The sequence below is a fragment of the Streptomyces sp. NPDC107517 genome (assembly GCF_055582645.1).
In genome coordinates this window covers 132,873-150,075 of record NZ_JBVJPM010000006.1, presented here as the reverse complement: position 1 = coordinate 150,075, position 17,203 = coordinate 132,873, and the positions used below count along the sequence as shown (strand labels likewise).

The following is a 17,203-nucleotide window of genomic DNA, read 5'->3' as shown; positions in this document are numbered from 1 at the left end:
GCGTGTGCCCTCAGCTGATGCCCGTACCGCAGTCCGCGCGGTTGCCGGCGCTCGCGGCCGGGGACCCGTCCGCCTGGATGCCCGCGACCTCGACCGTGACCGCGAGACGGTAGTTGTACGTGCCGACCCGTCCGCGCGGGCAGGGCGCTGACACGGTTCTGTGGGCCTGGAGTTGGGCGGAGGTCCAGGGTGTGTGGCCGCCCTCGCGGTAGGTGCGCCGGCCGGGTACCGGGCCCCGGAGTTGCTCCGCATCGTGAACGAGGTGGGGCGGGTGTGCAGCGGCCCTTACGCCTGGGATAGCGTCCCCTACTTCCGGACGAATGAGAGGGACGTTGTGCAGGTTCAGGCACGTGGGCGGCGGAGCGCCGGCTGGTGGATCACGTTCGGGGTCATCGCGTTCGGGACGCTGTTCTTCGCCGTCGGGGCAATTGTCGCGGGGGTGTCGATCTCGTTCGTGCAGGACGCGCAGCGTGCCGAGGGAACCGTGGTGTACCTGGAGTGGGAGAGCGGCCATATCAGCTCATCCACCAAGTCGGGGCAGAGCAGCGGGCCCGTGGCGTACCCGGTGGTCGAGTTCACGCCGGCGGGCGGCACGCCGACGACGTTCCAGGGCTCATCGGGCTCCAACCCGCCGTCGTACGACACGGGCGAGCGGGTCGATGTCCTGTACCGCGCCGACGACCCGCAGGACGCGAGGATCGACGGGTTTGTCTCACTGTGGCTGATTCCACTGGTCTTCGGTGGGATCGGACTGCTGATGGCGGGCATCGGGACGGCCATTGCGATCGCGACGCGGCGGCGTTCCCGCGCCGCCCGTAGCGGATCCGGGACTGCGGTTCCGTCGGTCGGCTGACAGCCCGGCGCCGTGGTTGGCGGGCACCCTGCGGCGAGGCGATCGCACTGGCGCACGTCGCGGGGTGAGGTCATGGGCAATGCAGACCGGCGACGTGCCCTGCGCGGCGGAGAACTCACGTCCGACGTGTGCGCGCCGCGCAGGGAGCAGGCCGCCGGGTACGTGTCGCGCAGCTGTCACGGGTCTGCAGACTGATCGGGCGGAAACCGAGCCGCTCCCGCCCCGACCGACCGAATGCCTACCGGCCGGAGCGGGGCGTTTCGCCTTCACAGAGCCCGAGTTGAATGAGGCTCTCGGCAGTGTCGACGATCGTGGTCGCCGTGTCGCGCGGTTCCCATCCGAGCATGGTGCGCGCCTTTTCGGTGCGGAGTACGGCCCTCGACCGCAGGCAGTTCAGCGCCTCGACGGTCTCCACGGCGGCCGGACCGTAGCGCCGGTGACCGCTGCTCTCGTGAAGTCAAAGCGCGCCCTTGGATCGTCGCCGGACGGGTCGATCGGGCGCAGGGTAGGAGCTGAGCACCCGGCCTGAGGCCCGTCAGGCGTTCACGTCGCGGCGTCAGGCGGTGAAGGCCTCGATCAGGGTCCAGATGGCGAGTCCCGCCATGCACGCGGCACCGATGCGCTGCACGGTCTTGAGGGGGACACGCTTGGCGATGAAGCGGCCGACCAGCAGGGCGAGGGCGGAGACCGACATCAGCGCGAGGATCGAACCGAGGGCGGTGGGCAGCCAGGGGTTGGTGGCGGCCAGGTTGGCGGTGGTGATCTGGGTGAGGTCGCCCCATTCGCTGATGAAGATGGCCATGAAGGCGGTGGTGTAGACGGGCCAGAAACCGGTGACGGTCGTGGCGGGGCCTTCCTCGTCGTCCTCGTCCCCGCCGCGCAGCAGGACGACGGCTCCGAAGGCGAACAGGGCGGCGGAGACGAGCTTGACGGCCGTGCCCGGAAGCAGGCTGAGCAGGCTGCCCGCGCCGATGGCGATCGCGACATGCACGACGAAGGCGGTGGAGGTGCCGAACCACACGTACAGCGGCCGCATCCGGGTGCCCATGGCCAGCGAGGCGAACATGGTCTTGTCGGGGAGTTCCGCGAGGAAGATCAGCCCGAAGGCGGTGAGGAACGCCAGGGGGTCGAAGGTCATTGCCTTGCTTTCTGCCGGGGCCGGGCCGTCGGCTCATAGGCACCCATGGGGTGACGGGAGAACCACTCGGCCCGGCACGATGGAACGGCCCACACGTCACTGGGGCCGGATCATGCCTTGGCCGAAGGTCGCGTCCGCCCCCGCACAGTGTGCGGGAGCCCGGTGGCCGGGGTGCTCTGTCGCACCCAGCGTGTCGACCAGCGGTTCTGGGGACTGTTCCCCTTCGGCGTGATCCAGGCGACGCACCCCCACCGCGTCCACCTCTGCGTGCCGACGCCTGCCGCTGTTCCCCGCTGGACTCGTCGCCCCGATGTTCCGCCCCGCGTTGAGCCCTCGCCGTGAGGGCTCGCTCGGTTCCTCTGTCCTGTGTCCGCTGTCCGTCGAGTACGACGCTCTGTTGGCTCATGCGCAGGGGCGGGAGGCGCTGGCGGTCACCGGGCTCCGGCTGCCGCGAACCGTCGCGGCGCTCGCGGTCGGTGCCGTGCTCGGCGTCGCCGGGGCGGATGCGCAGGGCACCACGCGTAACCTGCTCGCCTCGCCCACCGCGCTCGGGATCAACGCGGGCGCGGTTTTCGCCGTGGTCGTCGCGACCTCTGTGCTGCACCTCAACCGGCCTGGGGAGTAGGCGTGGTTCGCCTTCGCGGGTGCGGCGGGTGCGGCGGGTGCGGCGGGTGCGGCGGGTGCGGCGGGTGCGGCGGGTGCGGCGGATGCTGTGGGTCCCGCGGGTGTCGCGCTGTCCGCGCAGGCGCAGGCGCCGGCCCGGCGGTCCGGTGACATCGGTCCCGTACGTTCGCCCTCGGCGGCACCGTGCTCCAACACATGCTGCTGTCCGGGACGTCGGCGGCCGTGCCGGCCAGCCGGTGCGCGCAACCGCGTGCTGGTCATGCGTATGGGGTCAGGGCGTATCAGCCCGTGCGGACGCCTCAGGGGGGCAGGCCAAGGGGCCGGACGAAAAACCCTGCGGTGAGGTGTGGCCCTGCTGCGAGGGGGAGCTGAGGTCGTAGACGCGGAGTTCGCCCCGCGCGAGACGGGGAGGGACCCGGCTTGCCGCGTGACCGGGCCGGGCCCCTCGGGATGTGTTCTGTGCGATGTCTCAGCGCAGGGTGAGCTGGCTGAGGCGGGCGTCCCCGGACAGCCGACCCTCGACCTTCACGGCGACGTACCGCGCCGACGTGTCGAGGTCGAGTGCACGGACACGGCCGCGCCCGCCGGCGCGGCCCGCAGCTCGGTAGGTGACACCGTCGTCGCCGACCTCGACGCTGAGAGCGGGCGCCCCGGCGTCCGTCCAGGCGACCTCGAGCGAACGCAACGGCATCCGCGCGCCCAGGTCGACGACCATCCGCCCGTCGGGACCGGGCCGCCACGAGGTCTCCGGGTTGCCGTCCACCGCCGCGGACGGGTCCGACATGCCGGCAGGCAGCGGACTGGTGGGGAACACGGTGCGGTCGAGGGCGAGGTCGTCGAGGGGGAAAGCGGTCGCGTCGTGAAGGCGGAGCGTCGTCTCACGCCCACGCCGCACGACGGCGACCTCGCTGCGGCGCTGCCCCTCCACGCGAACGCGGCAACTCGCCCCGGAGAGCTGCACGGTGGCGCCGTCCATCACACGTACGCGCAGTCCGGAGGGCAGCCGTCCCGCACCCGCCACGGGAGCCAGCGTGAACCGGGGAGCGAGCAGAAGGGCGTCAGATGCTCCGAGCTCGGCCTGGAAAGTCGTTCCGCCGTCGGTCAGAGTCTGGTCTCCCTGGAACACCAGACGACGTGCACCGGACTGCGGCACGTCCACCGTCGTGGTGACCGCGTCGCCCGAGAGGTTGAACAGGCTCAGGTGCTCCTCCGTGAATGCCACCTGGACCGCCTTGCTCCCAGCCGTGGGCGAGGCGTTCCGCGCCAGCGCGCGCAGCGTGTCGACCGAGGCACCCGCATATCCTTCGACCACGACCGGCGCCGCAGGCCCGTCGGCGGCCAGGATCGTGTCGCCGTACACGGCGATCGGACGGTCCGCATCCGATCCGCGCACGACAAGCCCGGCACGCCCATCGATGTCGAGCCAGCCACCCCGGCTGCTCACATCGGGGACCGGCCAGGCCGCCAGGTCCTCCCAGCGCTCGCCGTCCGCCGAACCCTGCACGCGATACGCACGCCCGGCCGCCGCCTCCCAGCGCAGCGTGACGCGGTCGACCTCGCGCTCGGCGCCCAGGTCCACCGCCAACCAGCTGTCGGCACGCGCGCGTTCGGCCTTGGCGACCGCCCAGCGCGTCGCGAGATCACCGTCGACGGCCAGCTCCGGACCCTTGCCCGGATCGTTCGAGGACGAGGTGGCCGTCGCGCCATGTGCGAGGTCGGTGCCGCCCGCACCGTCGCGCACCTCGAACGCGTACAGGGAGTAGCCGTACGTCGGATCGGGGCGCACCCCGAGCATGCGTATGTGCCGCACGGTGGCGCGGGAGAAGCTTACGTCGTCGACGCGCGCCGCAGCCGCGGTCGGAGAGGTGTCCGCATCCTGCGCGCGTACCTCGACCTCACCCTCCTCGAAACGGTACGTACGTGCGCCGTCGAGGCCGGCCATCCCCGGCATGGTCAGGTTGTGCACCTCGAGGTGCCCTTCCCCGGCGGTCGTTCCGGAGCTCGCGTAGACAACGGCGCCCGTAGGCAGTGTCGTGAAGCCCGCGTATCCACTGTCCAGACGCAGCACCGTGGCGCTCCCGTCGAATCCGTCGCGCCCGGCGGTGTACGTCCGGACGGTTCGCTGCGCGACCTTGCCCGTGGTCGTCGGCAGGAACATCGGCGTACCACCGCTGATCTTGAACAGCCAGTCGTCGTGGGCCGGTTGCCAGGCGAACTTCACGAAGCCGGGCTTGCTGACGGCACCCGCCCACGCGGCCCGCGTCTGGTGCGAGACGAGACCGGGACCCGGGCCGAAGTCCGTGACCCCCGACGCCTGGGTGAAGAGCTCGTCCGCAGACAGCGGCCGGACTCGTTCGCCCTTCGCGGCCGCCCACACGTGCAGGAGATAGCTGATGGCCAGCTCGGCCCGGGCCTCCGGCTCGTACTTCGGCTCACCCGAGAACTTGGCCAGTCGGTACTCCGGCGGGTACTTCTGGTAGGCCTCGAGCCGTTCGGCCAGCGCCTGTTCGGCCCGTGCCGCCGCCCGGTCGCCCGTCACCTGCGCCAGGAACGCGAGCGGGATCACGTCCCTGCCGTACAGGTGCTCGCGGTCGTTCACCATCGGCATCAACGGCTCACCGGCGTCACTCATCACTCCGAGCAACGTGCGCCATAGCGGCCGCGCGTTGGGCTGCGCGGTCAGCACCTGCGGCAGCGGCTGCCCGGCGGCCAGGAAGTGCGCCGCGTTGCGTCCCGAGGTACGCCACAACTCCTCCTGGTAGTGCGGGCCGAAGGATCCGTGGTTCTCGACGATGAACGTGTCGTACAGATTCCGGGCCGTGTTGCGGGAGACGGCGACGCCGTCGACGAGCGCCGGATTGGCGAGGTCGGCCGGGGGAAGCCCCGCCTCGTTGCGCGACCAGGTGCCGTAGCCCGACTCCCAGTCCGGGCGGCGCGGGTCGTCCGGCGCCCATGCGAGGGCGGGTGCGAGCGTCTGCGCGTACAGCCCCATCTCCTCCAGCTTCGTGTCCCCCACGTAGCCGCCCTTGAGGCCGTTCGGTGTCCAGTCGCCGGAGTCGGGGTCGTCACCGGTGCCCAACTTCGTGGTGTACGCGGCCTGTTCACGAATGATGGTGTCGACGTTCGTGCGCGTCGCGCTGTCCAGATCGTCCCAGAGGAGACGCGCGGCCAGGATGAAGTACGACTGGAACGTGGTGTCGAAGAACAGCTTGCGGCCCCACTGGGACCCGCCTGTGAGCCGGTTCGACGCCGCGAAGTGCCGGATCGTCGTGAGGGTGCGCTCCTTGAGAGTGTCCCGGTCGACGCCGGCCATTTCGTTGTCGTACGTGCCGTGCGTGAGCAGCACCGCATGGCCGAGAACGACGGCGAAACCGAAATCCTTGTCCGTGTAGTAGCCCCGCGCCTCGTCCCACTGCGTCTCGGACCAGTGGGTGTGCTGGAGCAGGACGCGGTGGTATGTGGCTGCTGTCTCGTCCGGGGGAGAGGCGGAGCCGGCCGAACCGGTGGAACTGTCCAGAGCCTGGGCGGAGTTCGCCACGGCGATGGCCGGCAGGGCGGCCAGGGCGCTCGACAAGCCCAGGAGTTGCAGGAATCTCCGGCGGTCGATCTGCGTGGGATGGTGCGACATGTGCGGGACCTCTTTCACACGACAACGTTGTCAGGTGGGAGGCGCCCATTCTTCGATCTGTCGCGCGGAGCGTCAATGGGTGGGAAGCCGCTGGTGATCGAGGGGGTACGCGGTATGCGGCCGGCGGAAGCGTTCCGGGGCCGGTACGGACGGATGCACGCGTGCGCGGCGCGGGTCGGCTCGAATACGGCCGCGTACGCGCGCAGAGGCTTCGCCCAGCTGAAGAGGGCACAGGCCCGCCTGCTGGGGCGACGGCACGAGGGCTGACCAACTTCAAGGATGTCTCAGAGCACTGGCGGCCCCGCCTCGATCCGGCGGAGAACCGGGGTCAGGCGGTCCAGGTCGGGGCCGGTCTGGATCTGCCGTTCGTCCCACCAGGTGGCGCCCGCGTCGTGCAGCGGTCCGATCACGTCCTTGGCCTTGGCCGCGTCGGGGGATGTGGCGCCGCCGAGCACGAACTCGAAGGGCCGGTCCGTCCCGGCCTTACGTTGGTTGCGCACGTAGCCGACCAGTTCGCGTACCTCTGCTGTGTCCGGCACATGCCCATGGCGGGCCGTCTCGAACAGCGGCACCGCGCCGTCCCAGCGCGCTGCCCGCCGCATGGGCGCACGGCGTGGCCAGAATCCGCCTATCCACACCGGGGGAGCGGGCCGCTGCACGGTGGCGGGGAGCATCGTCACGTCCCGGACCTCGTAGTGCCGGCCGTGGTGGTTCACCGGCTCGCCCGACCACAAGTGCCCCAGCAGCTCCAGCCCCTCGTCCAGTCGCTCGGCGAGGACACGCGGCTCGGCGGCGTCGCCGAAGCTGCGGTACTCGTCCTCGACCGGACCGCCCAGACCCGCGGCGAAGATCACCCTGCCGCCGCTGAGCTGGTCCAGCGTGGCGACCTGGCGGGCGAGTTGCTGCGGCCGGTAACGCGGGACCGGCGTCAGCAGGGTGCCCAGCCGGACCCGCGAGGTCGCCAGTGCGGCGGCGGTCAGGAGCATCCACGGATCCCCGAAGGGACGCCCTTGGTGATATCGGTGCAGCACGTGATCCCACACGAAGAGCCCGTCCCAGCCCGCCTGTTCGGCGGCGGCCGCCACGGTCGCGACGTTACGGGGGTCGGCGAAGTCACCGAAGTTGGGGATGTTGATGGAGAAGTGCATCCCAGCAGGATGCGGTGCAATCGGATCCGGATCCAGAGGGTTTCGCGGCAGTCCGCCGACCGGTGGTCCCGGAGGCGGCGCGCGCTCCCCTCACGGACCGAGAGCATGGTGACGGAAGCGATCGGTGAGATCGGGCGTCATGCCGAGGCGGAGTGCTGCCGGCGTCTGTTTGAGGAATGACGTCCTGCTGTCGTGTGCGCCTGTTTGCTAGGCGGTTTTGACGGATCCGCCGTCGATGAGGTGGTCGGTGCCCGTGGTCGCCGCGGCGCGTGGTGAGGCGAGGTAGGTGACGAGGGCTGCGACCTCGTCCGGTTCGATGAGCCGGTCGATGAGCATGCCGGTCGCTGCGGGGAGTCCGGCCACGAGTTCGGCCTGCGGGATCCCCAGGGATGCCGCGAGTTCGGCTCCGTAGCCGGTGGGGCTTTCCCAGAGGGCGGTTCGGACCGGTCCGGGGGAGACGGTGTTCACCCGGACACCTTGCGGGCCGAATTCCTCCGCGAGTCCCTTGCCGAAGGCGGTGAGTGCGGCCTTGGCGGTGGTGTACGCGAGCGGTCCGCTGCTCGGGACACGGGCGCCGTTGGAGGACATGTTCACGATCGCGCCGCGGGTCGCCAGCAGCGCGGGCAGGGCAGCGCGCGTCACACGGACGGTGGCGAAGAAGTTCAGGTCCACCACCTCCGCCCACTGCGCGTCGGTCATGCCGAGGAAGCCGCCGCTCAGGCCCGCGTCGCCGCCCCCGACGTTGTTGACCAGGACGTCGATGCCGCCCAGTTCGGTCACGGCCTCGGTGACCAGACGCTCCGCCGCGGCCGGATCGGACAGGTCCACCGCCACGGGTGTGGCGCCGGTCGCCCTCAGTTCCGGTGTGGGGGTGCGGGCTGCTGCGACGACGCGGACGCCTTCGCCGACGAGGGCGCGAACGACGGCCAGGCCGATACCCCGGCTCGCGCCCGTGATCAGCGCGGCCTTGCCCTTCAGCTGCAGGTCCATGGTGTACCTCCGTAGATAGCTGCGTCTCACATGATGCGCAATCATTAAAACATGCATCACTGATGTTGCAAGTTATCCGTGAGTCGCCACACCGTCGTATCCTCATGGAGTCACCCACAGACCCGGAAGGATCGGCACCCATGGCGCTGCCCGACCCCGCCAAGCCGATGCGTGCCGACACCGAGCGGACCGTTCGAGCGATCCTCGAAGCTGCCGAGCGCGTGCTGTCGGCGAACCCGGCGGCGACGATGGAGCAGGTCGCCGAGGCCGCCGGGGTCGCGCGGACGACCGTGCACCGGCGGTTCGCCTCACGGGACGCCCTGATCACGGCACTGACCACCTGGGCGACACAGCGGTTCCACGAGGCCGTCGAAGCCGCCCGGCCGGAAACCGCCCCGCCGGCGGTCGCCCTCTACCAGGTCACCGCGAACGTGCTCCGCGTGAAGATCGGATGGGGCTTCGCCATGGGTGCCGACCCGACCGGCGCCCCTGAGGCCGCGCGCGTGCACGGCGAGGTCCTGGCCCGGTGCGAGCGGCTGTTCGTGCGTGCCCGCGATGCGGGCCTTCTGGCGCCCGACACCGATGTGGACTGGGCGCGGCGCGTCTATTACGCCCTCATCCACGAGGCTGCGGCCGAGGCGCCGGACTCCGACGCCGCCGTGGACGCCCTCGCCACACGCGTCGTCGACACCTTGCTGTACGGCGTCGGCAGGCCCGCCACCCGGTGACCAGCTCTTCGAGTGCTCTGCCCGGGCACGTGCCTTGGCTGCGCGGTGGTTTGCCGTTCCGGCCCGTACTCACCGGGAAACATGTGACCGCCGACGAGCGAGCCGTACCGGAAACACTGCCGCTCGGAACAGCGGCCCCCTGTGGCCGATGGTGTACCCGTGAGTGATCCTGTCGAGGATCGTGACTACGCCCCTGGTCGGCGACCAGGGGCGTGGGCCGGGCTGCGCTCGCCGTGGCGCGCGTGTGTATGAGGGGTTCCGGGATCTGTCGCCTTGGCGGGTCGCACCCCGGGGGAGCGGGAGCGGTGCGTGGCGAGATGTGTCCCGGCCGTCCGTCTGCGGCAGGGGGCGTCGTATCCCGTCAGGACTCCGTGAGGGTGTCCGCCGGGCGTAGGACTCGGGCGAGGAACTCCCGGGTGCGTGGATGGCTCGGGTTGCCCAGGACCTCGTCGGGGCTTCCCTGTTCGACGATGACGCCGTCGTCCATGAAGACGACACGGTCGGCCACTTCCCGGGCGAAGCCCATTTCGTGGGTCACGACCATCATCGTCATCCCGTCGTCCGCGAGGCCGCGCATGACGGCGAGGACGTCCCCGACGAGTTCCGGGTCGAGCGCGCTCGTGGGCTCGTCGAACAGCATCAGCTCGGGGCCCATCGACAGAGCGCGGGCGATGGCCACCCGTTGCTGCTGGCCGCCCGAGAGCTGTGAGGGGTAGCTGCCTTCCTTGTCCGCGAGTCCGACGCGGGCCAGGTTCTGCCGGGCCACCTGTTCCGCTTCGGTCCTGTCCCGGCCCAGCACCCGGCGCTGAGCGATCGTCAGGTTGTCCAGGACGGTCAAGTGCGCGAAGAGATTGAACTGTTGGAAGACCATGCCGATACGGCGACGCAGCCGGTCGATGTCCACATCCGGGTCGGTGATGTCGGTTCCGGCGATGAGGACCTGGCCCTGAGTGGGCTGTTCGAGCAGGTTGGTGCAGCGCAGCAACGTCGACTTGCCCGACCCGGATGGGCCGATGACGCACACCACTTCGCCGGTGTCGACAGTGAAGTCGATGCCGCGCAGGACCTGGAGGTCACCGAAGGACTTGTGGAGCGCGCGGACCTCGATCGCCCGGGCCGGCGCGGGCGCGGACGTGTCGGCGGTGGTGGTGGCATTCGTCATGCCCGTCCCCTTGTGTTCTCTCATGGTGCCGGAGGGATCGCTGGCGCTCATCGCTCACCGCGCCTTCGCATGGCCCGCCTCCAGGCGGCGCACCACGTACCCCAGCGGGACGGTGATCAGCAGGTAGCAGAGACCGGCCACGAAGATGGGTGTGGTGTTGGCGGTCTCGCTGGCCAAGTCCCGTCCGAACTTGGTGAGTTCACGGGTCTGCAGGGAGACGCCCAGGAACAGCACGAGTGACGAGTCCTTGAAGAGAAGGACCAGTTCGTTGGTGAGCGGCGGCACGATGATGCGGAAGGCCTGGGGGATGACGATCGACCACATGGCCCTCGCGTGGGACATGCCCAGCGTTCGCGCGGCCTCCAGCTGGCCCCGCGGCACGGCCTGGATGCCGGCCCTGATGGTCTCCGCCATGTACGCGGCGGCCACGAGGCCCAGGGCCACGGCGACCTGTCCGTACGCGCCACCGGGGATGGCGAGACCGGGGAACGCCAGAGGGACGCCGACCCCGATGAAGATGAAGATCAGCAGGGCGGGCAGTCCGCGGAACACCTCGATGTACAGCGAGGCGAGCCAGCGATAGGGGGCGACCGAGGAGAGCCGCATGAGGGCGATGACCAGGCCGAGTACGAGGCCCACAGCGAATCCGGACAGGGTGTACGCCACCGTGTTGGCCAGCGCCACCGTCAGGAGATCCGGGAACATCCGCTTGGCCACGGACAGTTCGAGGAACTGCTGCTGCAACTGGTGCCAGTCGGCCAGTACGGCGACAGTGATCACCGCGCCGGCCAGGACGGCGTACTGCGCGCCGCGGAGCATGCTGCGCCGCCGGCGCGGGGAGAGGCGCGGGCGCGCGGCGGGCTGGGCCGGGGCCTTCCCCGCGACGGGTGCGTGGGAGGAGGTCACTGGGACGCGGCCTCCGCGGGCATCGGGCCGATCCACTTCTCGTACAGCTTCTTGTACGTGCCGTCCTGCTTGGCCTTCTTGATGGCCTTGTCGATGGCGGCGAGGAGCTTGGCGTTGCCCCCCTTGCGCACGGCGAAGCCGTACTTCTCACCCGTCTCGACGGTGCCCGCGACGCTGAACTTCGCCGCGTTGGCGGGGTCCTTGAGCCAGTCCTGGACCACCGGGTAGTCCTGGATCACGACGTCCACCTGACCGGTGCGCAGTCCGTTCAGCTCGGCGTCCGAGCTCTCGAACGACTTGGAGTCGATGCCGCCGGCGTGCGCGGTGTCCTCGCCGGTGGTGGCCGACTGCGATCCCAGCTTGATCTTGCCGCTCTTGATGGTGTCCAGCGATGTCGCCTTGACACCCTTACGGGCCAGCAGTGCCTGGTTGGCGTCGAAGTAGGGGATCGAGAAGTCGAGGTGCTGCTTGCGCTCGGGGGTGATCGTCATGCCCGCGGCGGCCACGTCGCAGACGCCTGCGTTGAGGTCCGCGCCCGTCTTGATCGTCTCGAACGACTTGTCCACGATCTCCTGCTTCAGACCGAGGTCGTCGGCCACCAGATCGATCAGGTCGACGTCGAAGCCGACGATCTTCTTCCCCTTCTCCGACTGGAACGGCGCGTACGGGAGATGCGTACACGTCGTCAACTGGCCGGATTTGACCAGCTTCACGCCGCCGGCGGTCGTGGTGGGCTGTTCCTTGCTGCAGGCGGTGGCCGACAGGGCGAGCGCGGCGGCGAGCACGAGCGGGGTGGAGCGGCGGACGAGTCTTCCGTGAGGGCTCACTGGACTTCCCTTGGGCATGGAGAATCGCAACTTCTGTTGGGCAGGGAGAAGTTGACCTGGAATGGGACGGGCACCCGACGGGTGCCCGCGCAGTCGTGACCACGGGCCACCGGGGGGACAGGCCCGAGCGGAGCCCCGACTGCGGTGGGCACACCCTGCATCAGCGCGAACACGAAAGTCCAGAGCTGTCACCAGCCACTCCGGAAGCCTTCACATTTTCGATCTTGAGCGGTGCGGGTCACCTGCGGGACGCCTCATCGGCCTGGGCCCCACGGTCATAGGCCGCGTCGTATGCACGGATGGCGTGCACATGCCTTGACGAGTGGTCTCGACCACAAGCACCGTTACGGGGGAGTCGTTCTTCGTCCGGTGGGGGGCACGTGAACAGCAGACTGTTCGGCGTAGGTGCGGTGTTGTCCGTTCTCGCCGTCGTGGGAGGCCTGCCGGTACCGGCCTCGTCGGCGCCCGCCCCAGGGCGGGCCGGCGCATTGCCCCTCGGCCCCGCCGACCTGCCCGAGACGCGGACGACGCAGGAACTCCAGCCCGGAGTCACCCTCACCCGTATCGTGCGCGGCGCCGACGCGCAGGCGCTCGGGTGGACGGTCGAGGTGTCCATCCCCGGCGGTGCCGGCTCGCCGGATCCCGATGCGCCACCAGCAGCGCTCAACGACCGCGCGAGCGCCGACGGACTGGTCGCCCGCCTGCGCGACGACGGCTTCGAGGCGCGGGCCGAGGAGGTCACCACACCGGCGACGGCGGACTTCGCGGGCGGCACGCTCGGATGGCGCGTCCGGGTCGGGGAGTTCGGTTCGCAGTCCGCGGCCACGGCCGAGCGCACCCGGCTTCGGGCGGTCGGATTCACCGGTGCCGCCGTGTATCGCGGGTGGGACGGGAAGTCCACGGACCGGGGCCCGTGGCGGATCGACGTCCTCACCATCGACCCGCACCGCTTCCGCGGCGCGCTGAGAGCCTCGTACGGGCGGGATCTCGAGAACCGAGAGACGACCAGTCAGCTCGTGGCCGCGGCCGGGGCCACCGCAGGGGTCAACGCCGGGTTCTTCGTGCTCGACCCGAACGCCGGTGCCCCCGGCGATCCGGCCGGCGTCGGCGTGTACGGCGGCCGGCTGCTGAGCGAACCCGTGGGCACGCGCCCCTCCCTCGTGATCCAGGACTCCGGGAGACGGACCGGCGTCGCCCGGCTCACCTGGCGGGGCAGACTGGCCGGCCGGGGCGCCTCGATTCCGCTGGACGGGATCAACCGCGTCCCCGGCCTGATCAGGAACTGCGGCGGCACCGCCGACGACACGCCCACCTCGCTGCCGCTGCACGACACGACCTGCAAGGACGACGACGAACTCGTAGCCTTCACCCGCGAGTTCAGCGGGAAGACCCCGAGCGGCGAAGGCCTTGAGGCCGTACTCGACCGCCACGGACGGGTACTTGAGAAGCGATCGCCGCGTGGCGGACCGCTGCCGGAGGGCGGCAGCTCTGTACAGGCGACCGGAGGCTACGTCTCCCGACTGGCCGAACTGGCGCAGACCGGGCATCAGTTGCGGATCCAGGCCGTGCTGAAGGACACCGACGGGCGTACCGTCTCCCCGTCCACCAGCACAAGCATCCTCAATGGCGGCCCTGAACTCGTCCGGGACGGCCGCACGCACATCACCGTGGCCGCCGACGGCATGGTCCAGCCCGGTAACCCGAGCTTCTACTACGGATGGGTGCACAAGCGTAATCCGCGCACGCTGGCCGGCGTCGACGCCGCCGGACGGACCGTCCTGGTGACGGCCGACGGACGCAGCACGGGCGCGCTCGGACTCAGCATCCCAGAGAGCGCCGCGGTCGCGAAGGCACTGGGCCTGCGCGACGCGATCAACCTCGACGGCGGCGGGTCCACCACCATGGTCGCCGACGGGCACGTGATCAACGCTCCGTCCGACGCGACCGGCGAACGCCCGGTCGGAGACGCCCTGTTGGTCCTCCCCGGCCGCGACTGAACCCACCGACAGGAGCCGCCATGACCGCCGCCACGATCCGCCGCGCCAGATGCCTCCTGCTCCTCCTGGCCGTACTGCTGCTCGCCCTGACGCCGAACGCGCCCTCCGTGGCCGCCGCTCCCGCCCGTGGCGCCGAGGTCGTCGCCGTCACCCAGGTCGCCGACCGCCAGGTGGATCTGTCCGTACGCTCCCCGGCTCTCGGCGGCCGGACCGTCAAGGTCCGACTTCTCACGCCCGACGGCTGGAACCCGGACGACCGCCGCCGGCACTGGCCGACCCTGTGGCTGCTGCACGGCTGCTGCGGCGACTACACCTCGTGGACGAGCCGGACCGACGTCGCGCGCGTCGACAGCCTGCGCGACGTCCTCGTGGTCATGCCGGAGGCCGGCTGGAACGGCTGGTACAGCGACTGGTGGAACAACGGGCAGGGTGGCGACCCCGCCTGGGAGACGTTCCACACCAAGGAGTTGCGCCGCCTTCTCGAACACGACTGGGGAGCGGGACCGCGTCGCGTGGTGGCCGGACTGTCCATGGGAGGGCAGGGCGCGCTGATGTACGCGGCCCGCCACCCGGGCATGTTCAAGGCGGCGGCGGCGTACTCCGGATCCGTGCACCCGTTGCTGAACGACGAATCGGTGAACCGCATCATGGGCTTCTTCGCCGGCCAGGGCGACGACCCGCGAAGGGTGTGGGGCGACCCCGTGGCTCAGCGGGATGTGTGGGCCGCGCATGACCCGTACTACCTGGCCGAGCGACTCAAGCAGATCCCCGTGTACCTGTCGTGCGGCGACGGTACCGCCGGCCCGCTGGACCCGCCGGGTGCCACGAACGCCCTCGAAGCCGACTTCGAGCGGCAGAACCACGCCCTGGCGGGCGCGCTCGACAAGGCGGGCGCCCGCCAGGTGACGACCAACTTCTACGGGCCCGGGACCCACAGCTGGCCGTACTGGGAGCGAGAGCTGCACGCCTCGCTGCCGATGCTCCTGGGGGCGCTGCGGGGCCCCAGCTGATGTGACGCGCGGCGGGCGCCGGGGTGGGGGCGGCCGGAGCGGGTCCCGGGGGCATGTCATCATTCAATGACATCGACTGATGACAAGAACGGGAACACTCCCTTGCAGCCCTCCATACCGGCGTCCGCACACACCCCCGCCGCAACGGCTCCGACACCGGCACTCCGGCATCCGCGGGCTCTCGTGCCCGTACTCGTCTCGCTCGGCATGCTCGTCGCCGTGGTCAGCAGCCTCGGCGCGCCGCTGATTCCGACCATCGCGGCCGAGGACCACGTCGCCGTCTCCACCGCACAGTGGGCGCTGACGCTGACGATGCTGGTCGGAGCCATCGCCACACCGGTCATGGGGCGCCTGGGCGACGGCCCGCACCGCAAGAACGTGATCCTCACGGGCCTCGCCGTGGTCCTGGTGGGCAGTCTCCTGGCGGCCCTGCCCCTCGGGCTGACCTGCCTTCTCCTGGGCCGGGCGCTGCAGGGCGTCGGCATGGGCCTCGTCCCGCTCGCCATCGCCACCGCGCGTGACGCGCTGCCTCCGGAGCGGGCACGGTCCGCGGTGGCGACGCTTTCCCTGACCACCGCCGCGGGCATCGGCCTCGGCTATCCGATCACCGGCCTGTTCGCCCAGTACCTCGGCATGTACGCAGGATTCTGGTTCGCGGTCGCCACGGCCACCGCCGCGTTCGTCGCCACCGTGATCGTCGTGCCCGTGGCGCCGAGCCGTCCCACCACCCCGATGGACTTTCCCGGCGCGCTGCTGCTCGCCGGCGGCATGGCGGCCCTCCTGGTGACGCTGGCCGAGGGAGAACGGTGGGGCTGGGGATCCGCGCCGCTGCTCGTGCTCGCCGTCGCGGCCGTCGTCCTGCTCGCCGGGTGGGTGCTGCACTCGATGCATTCCACGCATCCGCTGGTGCGCGTACGGCTCATCAAGGATCGCGGCGTACTCGTCGCCAACCTGACCACGATGGTCGGGGGCGTCGGCACCTACCTGCTGATCGCCCTGGTCACCCGATACGTCCAGACGCCCGAGTCCGCGGGATACGGCTTCGGCTCGTCCATCGTCGTCACCGGCCTGCTCCTCGTGCCGTTCTCCGCGGCCAGCCTCGTCACCGGCCGCCTGGTGCGGATGCTCGGCGCGGCGGCGACGCCCGCCCGCATGCTGCCGCTGGGCTGCCTGCTCTCCCTCGCCGGCCTGGTCTGCTTCCTGCTCGCCCGCTCCAGCCTGTGGGGCATCGGCACGATGATGGCGCTCGCCGGACTCGGCGTGGGCGTCACCTTCGCGGTCACCCCCGGCCTGATCGTCGGCGGGGTGCCCGCGCAGGAGACGGGCAGTGCCATGAGTTTCAATCAGGTCATGAAGTACATCGGGTACTCGACCGGCAGCGCGCTGAGCGCGGTGATCCTCCAGGCCGCCACCGACCCCGGCGCTGCGCTGCCGGCCAACGACGGATACCGCAACGCGGGCCTCGCCGGCTGCGCCGCCTTCGTGATCACCGGCATTCTCGCCGTGGTGCTCACCCGGACGGGCACCCGGCTGCGCCCCTCCGTGGTCGCGGCGGGGCAGACCACGCCGGTCGCCAAGGGCGAGCAGGCGCGCCCCGAGCCGAGCCGCCGGTGAGCGCAGAGGCCGCGGGCCCGCGCCGGAACTCCGCCCGCACCCGCGAGGCACTGCTGCGGGCGGCGACCGAACTCTTCTCCGAGCGCGGCTACGACCGCACGACCATCCGCGAGATCGGCGAGCGGGCCGGTGTGGACCCGGCCCTGATCGCGCGCTACTTCGGCAGCAAGCCCCTGTTGTACGTGGAGGTGCTGCGCGCCGAACACGGCGACAGCGCGCCGGACGACCTGCTCACGGAGTCGCGCCTGCGCGAGGTCGCCGAGCGGGCGGAGCGGCGCGGTCCGGTCCCTCTGCTGAGGGTCGCTGTCCAGCCGCTGAGTGACGGGGCCGCGCAGGACGCCACCCGCGCGGCCCTGCGTTCCCGGCTCGTGGATCCGCTGCGGGCACGCTTCGCCCGGGAGGGCAGGGACCGGCCCGGGCTGCGGGCCGACGTGCTGGTGGCGGCGGTCGCCGGGGTGTTGCTCGCCCGCCATTCCGGGGCGTTCGAGGACCTCGCCGAGGCGGACGTGGACGAGGTCGTCGACGTACTGCTGGAGACGTTCGGCGGCGGAGGCCCTGCCGGCGATCGGTGAACGCCG

General features: G+C 70.8%; 17 protein-coding genes. 8 read left to right on the top strand and 9 right to left on the bottom strand.

What is annotated here, in order from left to right:
* Window positions 1-10 precede the first annotated feature (10 nt).
* Entirely contained in the window at window positions 11-154 is a 144-nt protein-coding gene (locus ACZ67T_RS16590) for a hypothetical protein (RefSeq protein ID WP_469984627.1), read from the bottom strand.
* A 39-nt stretch (window positions 155-193) separates the two neighbouring features.
* Here ACZ67T_RS16590 and ACZ67T_RS16585 point away from each other — a divergent pair, with 39 nt between their 5' ends.
* A complete protein-coding gene (locus tag ACZ67T_RS16585) occupies window positions 194-853 on the top strand; it encodes a DUF3592 domain-containing protein (RefSeq protein WP_469984626.1) in 660 nt (219 codons plus the stop codon).
* 238 nt (window positions 854-1,091) lie between these two features.
* On the opposite strand, the gene ACZ67T_RS16580 is transcribed toward ACZ67T_RS16585, so the two are convergent.
* A complete protein-coding gene (locus ACZ67T_RS16580; RefSeq protein WP_469984624.1) occupies window positions 1,092-1,268 on the bottom strand; it encodes a hypothetical protein in 177 nt (58 codons plus the stop codon).
* 141 nt (window positions 1,269-1,409) lie between these two features.
* Window positions 1,410-1,991 carry a TMEM165/GDT1 family protein gene (locus ACZ67T_RS16575; RefSeq protein ID WP_469984623.1) on the bottom strand — a complete coding sequence of 194 codons (582 nt, stop codon included), beginning with the start codon at window positions 1,989-1,991 and terminating at the stop codon, window positions 1,410-1,412.
* Between the two features lie 397 nt (window positions 1,992-2,388).
* Between ACZ67T_RS16575 and ACZ67T_RS16570 the strand changes: the two genes are divergently transcribed.
* On the top strand, window positions 2,389-2,616 hold the full coding sequence (locus tag ACZ67T_RS16570) for an iron chelate uptake ABC transporter family permease subunit (protein ID WP_469984621.1): 228 nt from the start codon (window positions 2,389-2,391) through the stop codon (window positions 2,614-2,616).
* A gap of 468 nt (window positions 2,617-3,084) precedes the next feature.
* Here the strand turns inward: ACZ67T_RS16570 and ACZ67T_RS16565 are convergent, their stop codons facing one another.
* The gene (locus ACZ67T_RS16565) at window positions 3,085-6,243 is read right to left on the bottom strand and encodes a discoidin domain-containing protein (RefSeq protein WP_469984620.1); all 3,159 of its coding nucleotides are present in this window, start codon (window positions 6,241-6,243) and stop codon (window positions 3,085-3,087) included.
* 75 nt (window positions 6,244-6,318) lie between these two features.
* Here ACZ67T_RS16565 and ACZ67T_RS16560 point away from each other — a divergent pair, with 75 nt between their 5' ends.
* The gene (locus ACZ67T_RS16560) at window positions 6,319-6,510 is read left to right on the top strand and encodes a hypothetical protein (RefSeq protein WP_469984619.1); all 192 of its coding nucleotides are present in this window, start codon (window positions 6,319-6,321) and stop codon (window positions 6,508-6,510) included.
* A gap of 17 nt (window positions 6,511-6,527) precedes the next feature.
* On the opposite strand, the gene ACZ67T_RS16555 is transcribed toward ACZ67T_RS16560, so the two are convergent.
* Together ACZ67T_RS16555 and ACZ67T_RS16550 are read right to left on the bottom strand one after the other, a co-directional pair.
* Window positions 6,528-7,391 (bottom strand): LLM class flavin-dependent oxidoreductase, encoded by an 864-nt coding sequence (locus tag ACZ67T_RS16555; protein WP_469984617.1) that lies wholly within the window; start codon window positions 7,389-7,391, stop codon window positions 6,528-6,530.
* Between the two features lie 207 nt (window positions 7,392-7,598).
* Window positions 7,599-8,381 (bottom strand): SDR family NAD(P)-dependent oxidoreductase, encoded by a 783-nt coding sequence (locus tag ACZ67T_RS16550; RefSeq protein ID WP_469984616.1) that lies wholly within the window; start codon window positions 8,379-8,381, stop codon window positions 7,599-7,601.
* 140 nt (window positions 8,382-8,521) lie between these two features.
* Between ACZ67T_RS16550 and ACZ67T_RS16545 the strand changes: the two genes are divergently transcribed.
* Window positions 8,522-9,109 carry a TetR/AcrR family transcriptional regulator gene (locus tag ACZ67T_RS16545; protein WP_469984614.1) on the top strand — a complete coding sequence of 196 codons (588 nt, stop codon included), beginning with the start codon at window positions 8,522-8,524 and terminating at the stop codon, window positions 9,107-9,109.
* A gap of 361 nt (window positions 9,110-9,470) precedes the next feature.
* Here ACZ67T_RS16545 and ACZ67T_RS16540 read toward each other — a convergent pair whose 3' ends face one another.
* The 3 genes from ACZ67T_RS16540 to ACZ67T_RS16530 are packed head-to-tail and all read right to left on the bottom strand — an operon-like array spanning window position 9,471 to window position 12,022.
* On the bottom strand, window positions 9,471-10,271 hold the full coding sequence (locus tag ACZ67T_RS16540) for an amino acid ABC transporter ATP-binding protein (RefSeq protein ID WP_469984612.1): 801 nt from the start codon (window positions 10,269-10,271) through the stop codon (window positions 9,471-9,473).
* Window positions 10,272-10,325: 54 nt separating this feature from the next.
* Complete coding sequence (locus tag ACZ67T_RS16535) at window positions 10,326-11,177, bottom strand: amino acid ABC transporter permease (protein WP_469984611.1); 852 nt, start codon at window positions 11,175-11,177, stop codon at window positions 10,326-10,328.
* Entirely contained in the window at window positions 11,174-12,022 is an 849-nt protein-coding gene (locus ACZ67T_RS16530; protein ID WP_469984610.1) for an ABC transporter substrate-binding protein, read from the bottom strand. The genes ACZ67T_RS16535 and ACZ67T_RS16530 overlap by 4 nt, the downstream gene beginning before the upstream one ends.
* Window positions 12,023-12,384: 362 nt before the next feature.
* Between ACZ67T_RS16530 and ACZ67T_RS16525 the strand changes: the two genes are divergently transcribed.
* The 4 genes from ACZ67T_RS16525 (at window position 12,385) to ACZ67T_RS16510 (ending at window position 17,197) form a co-directional block, all read left to right on the top strand.
* Window positions 12,385-14,001 (top strand): phosphodiester glycosidase family protein, encoded by a 1,617-nt coding sequence (locus tag ACZ67T_RS16525; RefSeq protein ID WP_469984609.1) that lies wholly within the window; start codon window positions 12,385-12,387, stop codon window positions 13,999-14,001.
* A gap of 20 nt (window positions 14,002-14,021) precedes the next feature.
* Window positions 14,022-15,011 carry an alpha/beta hydrolase gene (locus ACZ67T_RS16520; RefSeq protein WP_469984608.1) on the top strand — a complete coding sequence of 330 codons (990 nt, stop codon included), beginning with the start codon at window positions 14,022-14,024 and terminating at the stop codon, window positions 15,009-15,011.
* A 183-nt stretch (window positions 15,012-15,194) separates the two neighbouring features.
* Window positions 15,195-16,625: an MFS transporter gene (locus ACZ67T_RS16515; RefSeq protein WP_469984607.1), complete on the top strand. Its 1,431-nt coding sequence runs from the start codon at window positions 15,195-15,197 to the stop codon at window positions 16,623-16,625.
* Window positions 16,622-17,197: a TetR/AcrR family transcriptional regulator gene (locus tag ACZ67T_RS16510; RefSeq protein ID WP_469984605.1), complete on the top strand. Its 576-nt coding sequence runs from the start codon at window positions 16,622-16,624 to the stop codon at window positions 17,195-17,197. The genes ACZ67T_RS16515 and ACZ67T_RS16510 overlap by 4 nt, the downstream gene beginning before the upstream one ends.
* Window positions 17,198-17,203 lie beyond the last annotated feature (6 nt).